The sequence below is a fragment of the Viridibacillus sp. NPDC093762 genome (assembly GCF_050279675.1).
In the GTDB taxonomy this organism is placed as follows: domain Bacteria; phylum Bacillota; class Bacilli; order Bacillales_A; family Planococcaceae; genus Viridibacillus.
This window is the reverse complement of record NZ_JBNNUK010000005.1, coordinates 68,936-83,149: the sequence shown is the minus strand read 5'-3', so window position 1 is coordinate 83,149 and position 14,214 is coordinate 68,936. Positions and strand designations below refer to the sequence as shown.

13 protein-coding genes, 1 pseudogene and 1 other annotated feature are annotated in these 14,214 nt (G+C 33.9%); of the genes and pseudogenes, 5 read left to right on the top strand and 9 right to left on the bottom strand.

The genetic code is table 11. The features are described from left to right. Positions 1-2: 2 nt before the first annotated feature. Both ACQKM9_RS08690 and ACQKM9_RS08685 read right to left on the bottom strand, forming a co-directional pair. The gene (locus ACQKM9_RS08690; protein ID WP_427733989.1) at positions 3-956 is read right to left on the bottom strand and encodes an ABC transporter ATP-binding protein; all 954 of its coding nucleotides are present in this window, start codon (positions 954-956) and stop codon (positions 3-5) included. Positions 957-1,567: 611 nt separating this feature from the next. Continuing rightward, entirely contained in the window at positions 1,568-2,482 is a 915-nt protein-coding gene (locus tag ACQKM9_RS08685) for a LysR family transcriptional regulator (protein WP_427733988.1), read from the bottom strand. A 116-nt stretch (positions 2,483-2,598) separates the two neighbouring features. On the opposite strand from ACQKM9_RS08685, the gene ACQKM9_RS08680 reads away from it, so the two are divergent. After that, positions 2,599-3,144, top strand: coding sequence for a flavodoxin family protein (locus tag ACQKM9_RS08680; RefSeq protein WP_427733987.1), 546 nt, complete (start codon positions 2,599-2,601; stop codon positions 3,142-3,144). 233 nt (positions 3,145-3,377) lie between these two features. Here ACQKM9_RS08680 and ACQKM9_RS08675 read toward each other — a convergent pair. Both ACQKM9_RS08675 and ACQKM9_RS08670 read right to left on the bottom strand, forming a co-directional pair. Then, positions 3,378-3,569, bottom strand: a pseudogene (locus ACQKM9_RS08675) (iron siderophore-binding protein); the annotation flags it as partial. A 241-nt stretch (positions 3,570-3,810) separates the two neighbouring features. Beyond that, a complete protein-coding gene (locus ACQKM9_RS08670; RefSeq protein WP_427733986.1) occupies positions 3,811-4,350 on the bottom strand; it encodes a GNAT family N-acetyltransferase in 540 nt (179 codons plus the stop codon). A gap of 379 nt (positions 4,351-4,729) precedes the next feature. Between ACQKM9_RS08670 and ACQKM9_RS08665 the strand changes: the two genes are divergently transcribed. The 3 genes from ACQKM9_RS08665 (at position 4,730) to ACQKM9_RS08655 (ending at position 8,435) form a co-directional block, all read left to right on the top strand. Next, positions 4,730-6,388, top strand: a complete 1,659-nt coding sequence (locus ACQKM9_RS08665) for a hypothetical protein (RefSeq protein ID WP_427733984.1) — start codon at positions 4,730-4,732, stop codon at positions 6,386-6,388. A 173-nt stretch (positions 6,389-6,561) separates the two neighbouring features. Further along, the gene (gene proC, locus ACQKM9_RS08660) at positions 6,562-7,359 is read left to right on the top strand and encodes a pyrroline-5-carboxylate reductase (protein ID WP_427733983.1); all 798 of its coding nucleotides are present in this window, start codon (positions 6,562-6,564) and stop codon (positions 7,357-7,359) included. Positions 7,360-7,499: 140 nt separating this feature from the next. Further along, positions 7,500-8,435 (top strand): alpha/beta hydrolase, encoded by a 936-nt coding sequence (locus ACQKM9_RS08655; protein WP_427733982.1) that lies wholly within the window; start codon positions 7,500-7,502, stop codon positions 8,433-8,435. A 49-nt stretch (positions 8,436-8,484) separates the two neighbouring features. Here the strand turns inward: ACQKM9_RS08655 and ACQKM9_RS08650 are convergent, their stop codons facing one another. The 4 genes from ACQKM9_RS08650 to ACQKM9_RS08635 form a co-directional block, all read right to left on the bottom strand. After that, the gene (locus ACQKM9_RS08650) at positions 8,485-9,840 is read right to left on the bottom strand and encodes an amino acid permease (protein WP_427733981.1); all 1,356 of its coding nucleotides are present in this window, start codon (positions 9,838-9,840) and stop codon (positions 8,485-8,487) included. 58 nt (positions 9,841-9,898) lie between these two features. Then, positions 9,899-10,137, bottom strand: a binding site (T-box leader). Between the two features lie 176 nt (positions 10,138-10,313). Continuing rightward, on the bottom strand, positions 10,314-10,889 hold the full coding sequence (locus ACQKM9_RS08645; RefSeq protein WP_427733980.1) for a MepB family protein: 576 nt from the start codon (positions 10,887-10,889) through the stop codon (positions 10,314-10,316). 16 nt (positions 10,890-10,905) lie between these two features. Continuing rightward, a complete protein-coding gene (locus ACQKM9_RS08640; RefSeq protein WP_427733979.1) occupies positions 10,906-11,295 on the bottom strand; it encodes a GyrI-like domain-containing protein in 390 nt (129 codons plus the stop codon). Positions 11,296-11,355: 60 nt separating this feature from the next. Beyond that, entirely contained in the window at positions 11,356-12,267 is a 912-nt protein-coding gene (locus ACQKM9_RS08635) for a helix-turn-helix transcriptional regulator (protein WP_427733978.1), read from the bottom strand. A 362-nt stretch (positions 12,268-12,629) separates the two neighbouring features. On the opposite strand from ACQKM9_RS08635, the gene cyoE reads away from it, so the two are divergent. After that, positions 12,630-13,574, top strand: coding sequence for a heme o synthase (gene cyoE / locus ACQKM9_RS08630; RefSeq protein WP_427733977.1), 945 nt, complete (start codon positions 12,630-12,632; stop codon positions 13,572-13,574). A gap of 57 nt (positions 13,575-13,631) precedes the next feature. On the opposite strand, the gene ACQKM9_RS08625 is transcribed toward cyoE, so the two are convergent. Beyond that, positions 13,632-14,204, bottom strand: coding sequence for a hypothetical protein (locus tag ACQKM9_RS08625; protein WP_427733976.1), 573 nt, complete (start codon positions 14,202-14,204; stop codon positions 13,632-13,634). Positions 14,205-14,214 lie beyond the last annotated feature (10 nt).

Sequence of the window (14,214 nt, the reverse complement as noted above, 5' to 3'; positions counted from 1 at the left end):
GCTTACCCTCTTCCTGAAGAATCCATTGCTAAATACCTTATTATCGATTCTCTCGTTATTATTCCTATAATTTCACCGTCCTGATCTACCGATAAGGATTCATGATCTGCCAAATTATTAAGGATTACTTGTAGTGAATCCTTTACAGAAACTTTGTGTAATACTTGCAAATAGTCATTTTCATTTGATATGAGCTGGATAATCCTTTCTATATTGAATGTATCTTTATTATCTTGATTAAGGCCAATAAATTCTCTAACAAAATCATTGGCTGGATTTTGTATAATATCTTGGGGTGTACCAAGCTGTACAATTTCTCCATCCTTCATAACACATATTCTGTCTCCTAGTTTTAGTGCTTCTTGCATATCGTGCGAAACAAAGACAATTGTTTTCTTAATTGACTGTTGTAGCTCAAGCAGGTCATCTTGTAACTTAGTTCGGCTAATCGGATCTAATGCACTAAATGGCTCATCCATAAGAATGATTTCAGGATCTGCTGCTAATGCGCGCACAACACCTACTCTTTGTTGTTCTCCACCTGAAAGTTCTGCCGGTTTTCGCTGACTATACTTATCAGCTTCCAGTCCGACCATATTTAATAACTCACTAACTCGCTGATGAATTTTTTGCTTATTCCATTTTTTCAATTCTGGAACGATGGCAATATTCTCTTCAATCGTCATATGTGGAAAAAGTGCAATTTGTTGGAGAACATACCCGATATTCCAACGTAACTCATTTATGTCATAATCACTTATTCTTTTCCCTTCAATTTTTATAGTTCCTTCAGTCAAACGAATTAACCGATTAATCATTTTTAGTAAAGTCGTTTTCCCACAGCCACTTGGACCAATAATGACAAAGAATTCGCCTTTCTTTATTTCCAAATTGAGATAGTTAACTGCGGGTTGATTGTCATCATACTTTTTAGATACATTCTCAAATACGATCATTTCAATACCTCCTTATAGTTCAGTAGTGCTCACTTACTCGGACTCATCGATTCAAATTATTTTAACCATTCCTCAATCCATATTATTTAGCTTAGATGTAACTCACACTGAATGTTTAAAATACCCAACATTAAAGTACTTTAAGTATACTAATATATTTTGAAATTTATATCCTTAACTAATACTGCAAATACGGAGTTATATGCATATATGACTACCTCTTTTGTATATTCTTTAAACCTAAAAAAAACTTCCATATAATCAATTCTCCAGCAAACATTGATAACCTCTTATTTTATTTGATATTTTCCTTGCATTTTTCATTTAATAGCGTATAATCTATATTTAGGTGCCAAACCTACGTAATGATCGTTTTCGAACTTTCATTACAAACTAAGATTCCATAACGACTCGGATTGTCGGGAATCTTTTTCTTTTTTCTAGCAGGCAGATGAGCGCCTGCTTTTTTTATGTCTTTTTTCAAATGAATACTCTCTCCTTATTCTTATTTCCAATTCATATACAGTAATAAACCCCCATTAAAATACTAAAGTCCACACTACTTATTTATAGTGTGGACTTTTTAGTTCTTTATATTCTCATTAACCTCTCTATTCAATACTAGTTTGTCCGTTAAATAATTTATACTGTTCACACGCAATCTGTATGAAATCTTTTAAATAAGAGAAGATATATTTATCCTTATGCCACGCAAGCTCAGTAAATACAGGTTCCATTGAAATAGTTGTTTCTAGTTCTGTTAGTAGTCCATTTTCTAACTCTTTTTCAACTGTCATTTTCGGCAACAATGTCATACCTAATCCAGCAATCACGCACTTCTTGATTGCTTCAATACTAGAAAATTCTATTATTTGTTCTGGGTAGATACCTTCTAAATGACATTGATATTCAAATTGATTTCGATATGAGCAACCTTCCTCCGTTAATAATATTGTTTCTTGGGTTACGTTCTGTATGGCTAAAATCTTATTTTGAGTTAAATAGTGTGTTGGTGCTACTACAAATACTAAATCTTCTTCGATTAATTCCTTTTTACAAAGCATTGGTGTGTCCTTACGTGTATCTGTAATAAAAGCCAAATCGAGATTACCCGTTTGCAATAAATCTTTGGCAACATCAATTGAATGAACCGGCTTAAAAACTATTTTCACCTTAGGATGTTGACTTCTGTATAACTGTAAAATTTCAGGTAAACGATAAGTGCATTGACTTTCCTGTGCCCCGATTGTTAAAGTCGCATTCACTTCATCTTGATTGGATAATGCTTCTCTCATGGTTTCATCAAGATCTACCATTTTTTGTGCATATTGTTTTAATTGCATACCAGCATCTGTTAAATAAATTCGTTTACCTAAACGCTCAAATAAAGGAACCCCTAATTCACCTTCTAAAGACTTAATTTGGGCTGTAATACTAGATTGTGCATAATCCAATATTTCCGCTGTTTGTGTAAAATTCAATGTTTTAGCAGCAGTTATAAATGTATGTAAGTGCTTAATATCCATATTTCACACTCCTAAATCGATTTTAACGATTAATCTAATCGAATTATTCATCTTTATTAATAATGAATTTAAGTTTAAGCTTTTTATAGAAGAAAGTATAGAGAGGAATGACATATATGAAGATTACAACATTTATCGGTAGTTCTAGAGAAGAAAGTAACAGTGAGATACTGGCCGATTTGGTGACGAAGGATATAAATCATACTAAAATTGATTTAAAAAACTTATCCATTCATCCTATTCATGATTTACGCCATGCGGATGGCGGTTTTCAACCAGTGGACGATGATTACGACACAATCATAAATGCTTTCTTAGAAAGTGATCTGATCATCTTTTCTACACCAATTTATTGGTATACAATGTCGGGTATTATGAAGAACATGATTGATCGATTGAGTCACGCTATACGGGATGAACGATTCCCACAGTTTAAAGAAAAAATAAAATCTGTAGAAGCCATCGTAGTAGCAGTCGGTGGTGATGAACCGAAAATAAAAGGTCTACCTCTTATTCAGCAATTTCAATTCACTTTTGATTTCTTAAATATGCGGTTTTCATCTTATATTATAGGTGAAGGGAATAAACCAGGTGACATTTTACAAGATCAGCAAGCAGTAGCTCAAGCTGAACTATTAAATAAACAGTTAAAAAATTCATAGAAATTATAAGGAAGATCGTTCATTAATGAACGATCTTTTTTATCTAATGACTCATTGTATGTGCTCATTTTCTTCCCTTCACTTCATTTGAATATCGTGTCCTATTGCTTGATTATGCCGTTTCAAGTAATCCAGTACCGTTCATAAAACCACATATTTAACTAATAAATTATTTCCTGGAAAATAAAAACGTTTATTAGGATATCCTAATAAACGTTTCATTTAATGCCAATTTATTTAGAGAATACTTCTTCTATTTGGGCAAGCATTAAGTTAGCTGCTAATACGCCACCTGCTGTGTTCCAAATTACATCGTCCACTTTATGAGCCTTACCATCTTTAACTGCAGATAGTTTATTCCATAGAGGGTCTTCAGTCCATTCAGTTTCAGTTGCTAATGCAGAGTCATCACCTGTTGGCGTATATGCTCATCATATTATTACAGTTGCTAACCAAACTGTTTATAAAAAGGGCAAGCCTGAAGACAGCATAAACAAAACCCTTATCAAAGATGTCTTTGATCTCGATTGTGAAATCACATCTGACCCTATTTTCGGTACGCCGATGTGTATTCCTTTTGGGAAAGGGAGAAAAGTAAATCGATTTTAAAAGATGAAAAGGACGACAGCATATTTTCTGCTCCCGTCCTTTTTATTTTTTATATCTCTAACGTGCTCTGTACTCCACTAACCAGCAATCTCTTAATTCACCTTCATGCATCTCTTGCTTTGGTAAATATCGTACTTTCTTAAAACCACATTTTTCATAGCAATGAATAGCTCTTTCATTCCAAGCTTGCGGATCCATAACAAGGATATCAGCCTTTTTCTCGTTGACTAAGTATTCCTTCATCGCTAAAATAAGCTTGGTGCCAATACCTTTACCCCAATAACTGGATTCGCCAATAAATTGATCTAAACCATAAATAACTTCAGCGTCGTTTTTGTAGTCATAAGCGACCCTACTCTCATGCTCTAGAGGATAAAACTGAATATAACCGATACTCACGCCATCGTATTCAATAATACATCTAGTTTCTTCTTCGTTAACATCGTAAAATTTTTCATGTACTTTTTCTATATCAAATGGATTATCTTTCCCTTCGTAATATGTTAAAATATCTGCGTCCGAAAGCCATTTCGCAAGATAAATATCATCTTTTCCTTCTAACTTCCGAACTACTAATTGTTCATTTTGTAATATCATATATATTCTCCATTCTATGTTAAGATAATTTGCACACGATTTTTAAAGAAAATAATAGAATAGGTTCATCCTCAACCCATATTTTTCATATGTATTTGTTATTTTAGTATGAATTTGGTTAATATAAGCATAAAAAATACCAATTCCACAACTAATTAAGTATTATTTAGGTTACAATTATATATAAGTTTCGTAACACTTGTAACAAATTTATAACAAATTCATTGATTTGTCCCTTTACCAATGATTTTCATGATTTAATTGAAGGAGTTAATGTAATTTGACATGGGAAATGAGCACTAGTTTCATTTTCCTTACTCAAAATTGATATAATAAAGCTTTAACTGTACTAGCTTTGAATCTTAAAAAGGAGATTATCATGTCTATATCTACTCAAAATGAAAATAAGGACGCTATCACTCAAATTGCCGAAAACATTTTAGCGCAAAATGAAGCTGTCCCTAGCAAATCTATCTATATTGATTTTGCCAAACAACTCAAACTTGATAATAAAGTTGCTCAAGCAAAAAAAATATTAGAAGAAGGTTCAAAAATATATCCACTGAATCTATCTGTTCATACTGAATTGATGAAAATCTATGTTCGTCAAAAAAATTGGAGCGACGTGGCAAAGCATTTACCCAGAATTTTAGTTAATATTCCACGAAAAACAAATTCTACGCTCACTTATAAACTATATAAATATTTGATTAATAACAGACACTATTCAGAAGCAGGTGAAATACTTGAGCTGCTTGTGAAGGCGAATCCTGGGGATGAAACACTTCAATATAAATACGTCGAATTGGCATTTGCCTCAAAAAATTGGCCTATTGCTATTCAAAGAGTTGAAGAACTCGTGCAATTTTTAGGTGAAAAGGTACCAGCCTCGGTGCTCGTTGACTTAAGTATTGCCTATCAAATTGTAGGCGAACATGAAAAAGCTAGATCATTATACGCTGAATGTTTGACAAAGTATGTTGATGAGTTGCCTGAACTTTTTGTAGATGGGTATCGAAAAATCACGTTATTTGATAATGGCGAGAGTAGTATTGAATTCTATAAATTCATAGAACCTACGAATACTGTATTTGCAACCTTTGATTCCATCGATAAAACATGGGAAAGAACACCATTTGCCTTCAACTTATTGAAGAAAAAAAGAGTCGATCTTATCTCACTAAGACGAAGAACAACGAAAAACTATCACCAAGATATCTCACGTGAAGAGTATTATGAAACTGTTGCAAAATTGGCTGATGGTTATGAAAAAAAATTCGCGTATGGTACTAGCCTAGGTGGCTATAGTGCATTGTATTTTGGTTCAACAATTGATTGTAATATTCTAGCACTCAGTCCAAGAAACTCTGCACATCCAAACCATGGGACTAAAATGAGGGTTGAAACGGTTTTCCAACACGAGTTACAACATCCTTATAATCCTAGGATTACTCCGACGATTATTTACGACCCAAAGGATTCTATTGATAGTAAATACATGAAAAAGGTAATCGAAAAAGCTTATCCAAATGCTCAGTACATTTACTACCCCTATGCTGGACACCGTATTTCAATTTATCTATCTCAAATAGGTGTATTAAAGGATATTGTGAAAAGATTCATGGCCGAGGAACCTATTCCTAATTATGAACGAACACTACGTTCAAAATCAACTGAGTATCATCGTATTTTAGCAATACATTGCTCTAAAACGAACAAAAAAGATTGGGCACTTCAGTTAGCAGAAGAATCCATCAGATTATCACCAACTTATGACAGACCACGCGTATTGAAGGGTGAGCTTTTACGTGATTTAGGCCGAATGGACGAAGCTTTCGAAGCGGTTTATGAGGGACTTGAACTGTTCCCTAAATACACAAGATTACATTTACTGTTAATCAGTCTATTCGAACAACAAAATCAGTTGAAAGAAGCACTTAAAGCGGTCAATAAAGCACTCGAAGTAAGTAAATCTCCAAAGCTGAAAGAAAAAAGAGAAGAATTATTAGCAAAACTTGAAATGCTTGCTACTGAATAAGCCTATATACAAAAAACATCGTAGTAGATTTGACTACGATGTTTTTTATTTTTTTAAAATGTATCACTTAGTCAAATATCGATAAATCATTCCATATGAATTGTTAATATCAAACACTATCCAACACTTACAGTCTGTACTATACTGATAGAATATGTTAGGAGAGTGTAAGAATGAAGTATGGATTTATCGGCCTTGGTAGTATGGCCTCTGCCATTATTAAAGGCATGTACAATTGTAAACAATTTTCATCTACAGACATTTATGGTTATAACCGAACAGTTTCTAAAACAAATCATCTTGCGGACAACTACGGTCTAATTGCAAGTGATTCCATTAAAGATATCATGACAAATGCTGATGTCATTGTATTAGCAGTACAACCTCAAGTATTACATGAAGTATTATCAGAGGTTCAAAAATATCTTCAAGAATATCATCTTATTATTTCAGTCGCTGCAGGAAAATCAATTGACTATATACACCAAAACATACAAGCAGACACACCGATTATCCGTGTTATGCCTAATATTAATGCCATCGTAGGCGCTTCTACAACTTGCTACTCCATTTCTTCAACTGTTAATGAACAACACAAAGAAATCGTAGAATCTCTTTTTGGAACTATTGGCTCTATTATAGAATTACCAGAAAATCTATTTACAATTTTCTCGGCTATTGGTGGTGCATCCCCTGCCTTTACGTATTTATATATTGATTCATTAGCTAGAGCTGCCGTGCGCGAGGGAATGGATAAGAAAATGGCATTAGAAATTGCTGCCAGCTCCGTACTTGGTAGTGCTAAAATGATATTAGAATCTGACGAACACCCATGGGAACTAGTTGATCAAGTTTGTTCACCTGGGGGTACTACAATCCAAGGTGTCACTTCCTTGCAAAATGACCATTTCGCTAGTACCATTTACGATGCAGTAACGGCCGTTATTAAAAAGGATTCAACTTTATCATAAAATCTTCGCAGACGGAATTTTTCGCTAAATAGCGTTATATTCTGTCTGTTTTTTTGTTACCAATAAACAAATACCTACCTTTCTTATAGGGATAGTGTATAATTGATTTAATCCAACTTTGAACTTGAAAGGATGATTTGATGAATGATTTAATATTTAACCTAACAAATACATCTAAACAATATATCGCTGACGCCAATAAATCACCCAAATACTATACTCAACAACCAGCGGAGGTTAGGGCAGCAAGAGCGCAATGCCCAAAACCTTTGACTGTCTTACCTTTACTAAAACAAATAATAGATCGTAAAATACCTGTTCGAAATGGCAGTGAAATTAATGTTCGTATATACACGCCAAACGGTAAAGGCCCATTCCCTATCATTATTTATTATCATGGGGGAGGATGGGTTTTCGGTAATTTAGAAACGGCGGACGCAGGTTGTCACTTATTAGCAGCTGAAGCAAATGCAATCGTTGTTTCTGTCGACTACCGACTTGCACCAGAATATAAATTCCCAACTCCTTTATATGACGCCTTTGATGCACTTTTATGGGTCTATGAGTTTGCAGCTGAAGTAAATGGAGATTCTACGAATATAGTCGTTGCAGGAGATAGTGCCGGTGGCAACCTAGCAACAGTTGTAACACATATGGCAAAAGAGCAAAACGGACCACTTATCACTGCACAAGCACTAATCTATCCAGTGACGAATATGGAAATGACCACTGCTTCTTATGAAAACTATGCTAATGACCTTGGATTAGATCGTGACGGTATGAACTGGTTTGGAGAACAATATGTTAAAAATGTAGAAGATTATCAAAACAGTGCCGTTTCCCCTCTCCTACAAGATGATTTAAGCTATTTACCAAGAGCCATTATCATTGCAGCTGAATATGATGTTCTTTTTGACGAAGGAGTTTCCTATGCAAACCGTTTAAAAGAAGCAGGTGTTCCAATTCATCATGTGGTTATGCCGGGATTAATACATAGCTACTTTAGTAAGATGGAATTTTTTGAAGAAGAGACCAGAAATACAGTTCAGCTAATTGCTGATTTTATAAGAACATAGAAAAAAACGCTTGGACAATCTATCTTCCAGGCGTTCTCTCTATTAAATATTAGGCTTCATTTTGATGTAAACGCCCCTTATAAACATACGTTATAGTAATGAAAATGTAGATTGCTAGTGTAATACTAGTAACGATAATTGATGTTGTGAAAATAATACCAATCAGAATTGCACTTAAAGCAATGATGGCAATCCAAGTTGTATAAGGGAACCATTTAACGGCATAAGCACTCGTTTGCTCCGGTTGTTTTTTACGCGATTTCACATGAGCAATAGCTATGATTAACCAAATACATAAAACCGTGTAACCTAGGGAACCCATTAGAAAATCAAAAGTCTTGCTCCCTGCAAATAATGAAATTAACACACCAATATATAAGACAGATGTACATAATAGTATTGAGTATACCGGTACTTTCTTTTTCGATAATTTTGAAAAGACTTTTGGAATACGTCCGTCCATAGCTTGAGTATATAGCACGCGTGATGCGCCATATAATCCAGAATTCATCGATGAAATAATCGCAAGTAACACAACTGCATTCATAATATGGTCAGCCCCTGGGATACCAATCATTTTGAATACCATCACAAACGGACTTTCTGGTACTCCATTAACTTCATTCCAAGGAATCAAGCTGACGATAATTAAGAATGGGACTAGATAGAAAGAAATGATTCGTACTAATGTACTGCGAACTGCTTTTGGTACCACTTTTTCAGGATTTTTCGTTTCAGCTAAAGTGACACCAATAATTTCTGTTCCTCCGTAAGAATAGATAACTACAAGCATCGCAGTAATTAAACCTGTTGGGCCGTTCGGGAAGAAACCACCGTGACTCGTTAAATTAGAAAATCCAACAGCTGTATGATCACCAAAGGTTACGAGTAATAATATGAACCCAGCTATAATAAACACTATGATTACGGTAATTTTTATTAACGCAAGCCAGTATTCCGTTTCAGCAAAAGCTTTAACTGATAGTAAGTTGATAACTGTAACTAACACTGATACTGATAAAGCAAGTATCCAAATTGGGTAATCTGGTAGCCAATATTGAATGAAGATTGCAGCAACAATAGACTCTGCTGTAATGTTTAATACCCACATTTTCCAGTATATCCAGTCTAGAAAATAAGCTGGGTACTTTCCTAAAATCGATTGAACCAAATCTCTAAATGTCCTTGCATTGCTATTGCGGACTGCCATCTCAGCTAATCCTTGCATAACGAATAATAGAATGATACCACCAATTAAGTATGCTATTAGTACGGATGGTCCTGCCATATCAATGGCTGCACTACTCCCTTTAAATAATCCTGCGCCAATTGCTCCACCCAATGCCATCATCGTAATATGTCGTGAAGTCATTGTTCTTTGTAAATTTTGTTTGTCACTTTCCATATCCTTACCTCCAATAATCAAAAAAAGCATATCGTCTCTTCCTTCATCATCAAATGAAAGAAGAGACGATATGCCTTTAGCAAACCGCGGTACCACTCTTATTGGTTCATATTCATGAACCCAACTTTAAAAACCTGGTAACGAAGGTTAATCGTTAAAATAAAAAGAATAGCCTGTCTATTTCTTTTACTTTACCACTCCTAGGCAAGTTCAAAGTATTATTGGACTGCGTTGCACCACCCCGCAGCTCTCTAGGCCAAATAATGAGCTTTTACTACTCCTAATCATTGCGTTTTGAAACATTATTTCAGAAAATTTTAAATCAATATCCCATACTATAAGGTCTTGTTTCATTTTTGTCAACATTATATTTTAGAATAATTATTAAGTTATAAATCTTGTATACAATTTGGCCTAGAGCAATCAAAACGGTTGCCGAAAATTCGATACAAAAGTCTATATATTAGGTATGCCTAATATTTTTGACTGTAAAGAGTCTTCGCACGAACACAGTCTACTGCTGTATTTTGAGGTATCTCTAAAAAATACTTTAGTTGCCATTCTTGTGTTTTTTTAGCTTGCCTGCTTGTGGGCTTATCCCAAGGTGGATAAACGCGCATTGCACGTTTACCTCCTTGTCCTTTATTGGATATTATATCCCGCTTACATAAAACAGCTTTTGGAAATACAAACTGACCAAATTGATGACCATTTTTGGCACTAATAACAAAGAATTCCACTGAATCTGATACGTCATAAGGTTGAATTGGCCCATCCCCAACCCTCTCCCATAACGTCACAAATTGTCCGATTTTAGTAGGTGTTATTTTAGCGACGCGAAATCTAATCAAGAGATTATTTAACTTAAATACATAGGCTCCATATGCCTCATTTTGTGGTTCAATTAGAAGTTGAGAAAATACAAATCCACAAGGGTTATAGACTAGTTCCCTCGTTGCAATAAGGTTATCATGAAAAGTGACAAAGTCAGTCCAGGAATTTTGGCAGCTAGGTTCAACATCTGGTAAATGTCGATTTTTTTTATTCATCTGGTTACACTACTGATCATGAATTGACCGATAGATAGATCTTAATACTACCGTCTTTACAATAATGTTCAAAATCGGTTTTATAGGCTCTGTTGATATCACTTTTCCAGATTTTCCCCCAAGCATTGAAAACACCTTTTGAATCCGTATGATCTACTTCTATGGCAAGATAGTTATCTGCTGGAATTATGACACTAACATCATTTGTATTGTGGTCCTCAGTACCAATATGTAAATCGTAATCATCTGTAAAATCACTTGCATAATTAGTATAAACTGCATAGATTTCACCCGTTAAATTTAAATGTAGAAACTCCTCCCACAGTCTAATAATTTCTTCTGTATTTTGATTATTTGTTCTAACACTTTTTCCATAAATCTGTTTTTCACTAATTTCTGTATGCATTGCAATTCCTCCTACTCGTTTATACAAGAAGAATATCATTCATAATATGACAACTGTCTGTCAGCTTTTATAAATAAATTCTATTTCATTTATATATTCATCTTTTAGCCATTGTGGAGAAAGGATTTTTACATGTCTACCAAACATCATTATAAATGGCAGTATATTTTTGTTAACGTCGTAATGAAAGGTGACCTTAATACGTCCATCCTCAAGTATCGATATTTCATCTTCAGTAAAAAAATCATATAATTTCCCTAGTTCACTTTTTGAAAACAGTAATGTAATCTGCTCCACATTCGTATTGCTATTCACTAAATAACCATTGCTATGATTATAAACTGATCTAGCCTTGTCCTTTATGACTTCCATATTTCTTATTCTAGTTAACTTGAATAACCTCAAAGCCTCTTTATCTTCACAAAAAGCATCTAAATACCAGCTACCATTCATAAAATTTAGTTTTATTGGCTTAATTATACGATTAGATAAATTCGCGGTTTGTGACACATAAGAGATGCAAATTTTATATCCATCTTCAATTACAGAAAGTATGTTTTTTACCTTTACTTTTGTTTCTTCTTCTATTGTATCTCGATGTAATGTGGATGATAATACCGTAATTGGCGGATGATAGCCTTCATTATTTTCCTGCAATAGCTCTATTTTTCTTTGTAAGATTGATAATTGATGACTATCAAATAATTCGTTTTTCAATGATAGCCCTTCCAATAAGAATTTCTTTTCTTCTTCATTGAAAGTGAATTTATCTAATTGATAAGTATCAATTAAGGTAAACCCACCATTCTTTCCTAAATATGAAATAATAGGAATGCCGATTGATGATAATGCATCCATATCCCGATATATCGTTCTTTTACTTACTTCAAATTTAATAGCTAATTCTTCAGCAGATACTTTCTTTTTCTGCAATAAATAAATCAATATCGAGAGCATTCTCTCTGTTTTCATGGTCTACGTCTCCTCCAAATAGGTATTAATCTAACTTTAATAGTACTCAAGAGGATTTCCAAATACATTCAGTAATTTCCCATTAGATTATACGAATTAATTTTTTAAAGTTCAATCTGACATAAATAAGTAATTCTCTATTAAACGAAGAATTATTTTATTTCAATACTCCAATAAAATAATACAACTTCAATCAATGCATAGCATAATGTGAAGAATTTATTACTTTTTTTGTGTCTAAAAAGTACTATCTACGTAGAATTATGCTCTGATTTACTGGAAGTTTTGCAGTTTTTAAGAGATACTATAATATAGAGCTTAAAATGTATTATTATTTATGATTAATAGGAAAGAGGTTTACAATGCAAAGTGATGTAAAAGTTGATCAGAGTGTAGAATCATCGTCCGAAACGATGCCGAAGCAACCTCTATCAAAAATATTAGCCCAAACGGTTAAAACTGGAATTATCAAATCAAATTTGATCCCTATGATTGCAGGATTAACATTAGCTTTATATAAAAATCAAATAAGCCCGTTTGACAAAACTCTAGAGATTATATGCGCGCTCTTTGGTTCTGCATTAGTTATTGGTGCAGCCGGTGCATTTAATAATTTATATGATCGTGATATCGATGCTGTCATGCAAAGAACAAAAAATAGACCAACTGTAACAGGTGCTATCAATGCTAAAACGGTCTTTATTTTAGCTATTGCGATGACCATTATTGGATTAGGTGCACTTGCTTATGCAACACCAATGGCGGCACTTATGGGATTCATTGGTTTATTTATTTATGTGGTTCCTTATACAATGTGGAGCAAACGCAGAACTATATATAATACAGAAATCGGAAGTATATCCGGCGCAATGCCTCCTCTAATTGGTTGGGCAGCAATATCTCAAGATATTACGCATCCTGCTATTATCGGGTTATTTGTATTAACTGTGTTATGGCAAATGCCTCACTTCTATGCAATCGCCATTCGTAAGCATGATGATTATCAAGCAGCAAACGTACCAATGCTTCCTGTCGTAAAAGGGATGCACCGTACGTATATTCAAACAAATATCTATTTAGTTTTATTAATAGTGGTTAGCCTTTCACTTGGTACTTTAAGTATTGGCCTTATGTTAGTAGCGCTTATTTTAAGTATTTGGTGGCTTCTAATTAGCATCTCAGGGACTAAAAAAGAGAACCCTGAGAAATGGGCAAAATCAATGTTTATTTTTTCTCTTTACCATATGACTATTTTATTCTCGACTATTATCATATACTCTCTAATAGGGATTTTCTTTAATCTCTAAAACCTACACAACAAAACCAGCTAACGAGAAATTATTCTCAGAGCTGGTTTTTGTGTATTACTCTTCTTCTTTTTCAATCACTTTAAATTCTCCATCTGAATTTATGACGCTATATTCTATCAAACCTTTAACCTCACTTACTTTTCCATTCTCTTTTAATGTAAGCATCTCTCCGTCTTTAAATTGAAATTCATAATATGAAGCTTCTGGATCCATTTCGCTCATTCTATAATAATTTACCTTACTTACTTCAATCCATTCATATTTACTTTCCTCTTTTGCAAAAACTCCTCGATACGTAATTGTATCATCAGTTATTTTGACAAAAGACTTTGATGCACCGTAAAAAAGAACACCGCTACCAATCAAACAAACGAAGGCAAGCACGATTGAGGTTTTATTTACTTTTAATAAAAATAATATGGAAAAGCCCAAAATGATTAAAAACCATCCCGCTCCGTACACCCAATAATTGATAGACGGTGCATACACGAGGCGAACACCATATTGATAATAGATTGTTTCTGCAACCCCTAATGGTGCGAGCAATACAAATAAAGGTGAAATTAATAAAGTACAACTGGCTAGTACCATGAAAATATGACGTGTTTCATACCTCTTATAATGCATTTTAGATACA

Excerpts from the sequence above, each read along its gene's own strand:
- ACQKM9_RS08690 (WP_427733989.1), bottom strand. The coding sequence starts at position 956 with ATGATCGTATTTGAGAATGTATCTAAAAAGTATGATGACAATCAACCC.
- ACQKM9_RS08685 (WP_427733988.1), bottom strand. The coding sequence starts at position 2,482 with ATGGATATTAAGCACTTACATACATTTATAACTGCTGCTAAAACATTG.
- ACQKM9_RS08680 (WP_427733987.1), top strand. The coding sequence starts at position 2,599 with ATGAAGATTACAACATTTATCGGTAGTTCTAGAGAAGAAAGTAACAGT.
- ACQKM9_RS08670 (WP_427733986.1), bottom strand. The coding sequence starts at position 4,350 with ATGATATTACAAAATGAACAATTAGTAGTTCGGAAGTTAGAAGGAAAA.
- ACQKM9_RS08665 (WP_427733984.1), top strand. The coding sequence starts at position 4,730 with ATGTCTATATCTACTCAAAATGAAAATAAGGACGCTATCACTCAAATT.
- proC (WP_427733983.1), top strand. The coding sequence starts at position 6,562 with ATGAAGTATGGATTTATCGGCCTTGGTAGTATGGCCTCTGCCATTATT.
- ACQKM9_RS08655 (WP_427733982.1), top strand. The coding sequence starts at position 7,500 with ATGAATGATTTAATATTTAACCTAACAAATACATCTAAACAATATATC.
- ACQKM9_RS08650 (WP_427733981.1), bottom strand. The coding sequence starts at position 9,840 with ATGGAAAGTGACAAACAAAATTTACAAAGAACAATGACTTCACGACAT.
- ACQKM9_RS08645 (WP_427733980.1), bottom strand. The coding sequence starts at position 10,889 with ATGAATAAAAAAAATCGACATTTACCAGATGTTGAACCTAGCTGCCAA.
- ACQKM9_RS08640 (WP_427733979.1), bottom strand. The coding sequence starts at position 11,295 with ATGCATACAGAAATTAGTGAAAAACAGATTTATGGAAAAAGTGTTAGA.
- ACQKM9_RS08635 (WP_427733978.1), bottom strand. The coding sequence starts at position 12,267 with ATGAAAACAGAGAGAATGCTCTCGATATTGATTTATTTATTGCAGAAA.
- cyoE (WP_427733977.1), top strand. The coding sequence starts at position 12,630 with ATGCAAAGTGATGTAAAAGTTGATCAGAGTGTAGAATCATCGTCCGAA.
- ACQKM9_RS08625 (WP_427733976.1), bottom strand. The coding sequence starts at position 14,204 with ATGCATTATAAGAGGTATGAAACACGTCATATTTTCATGGTACTAGCC.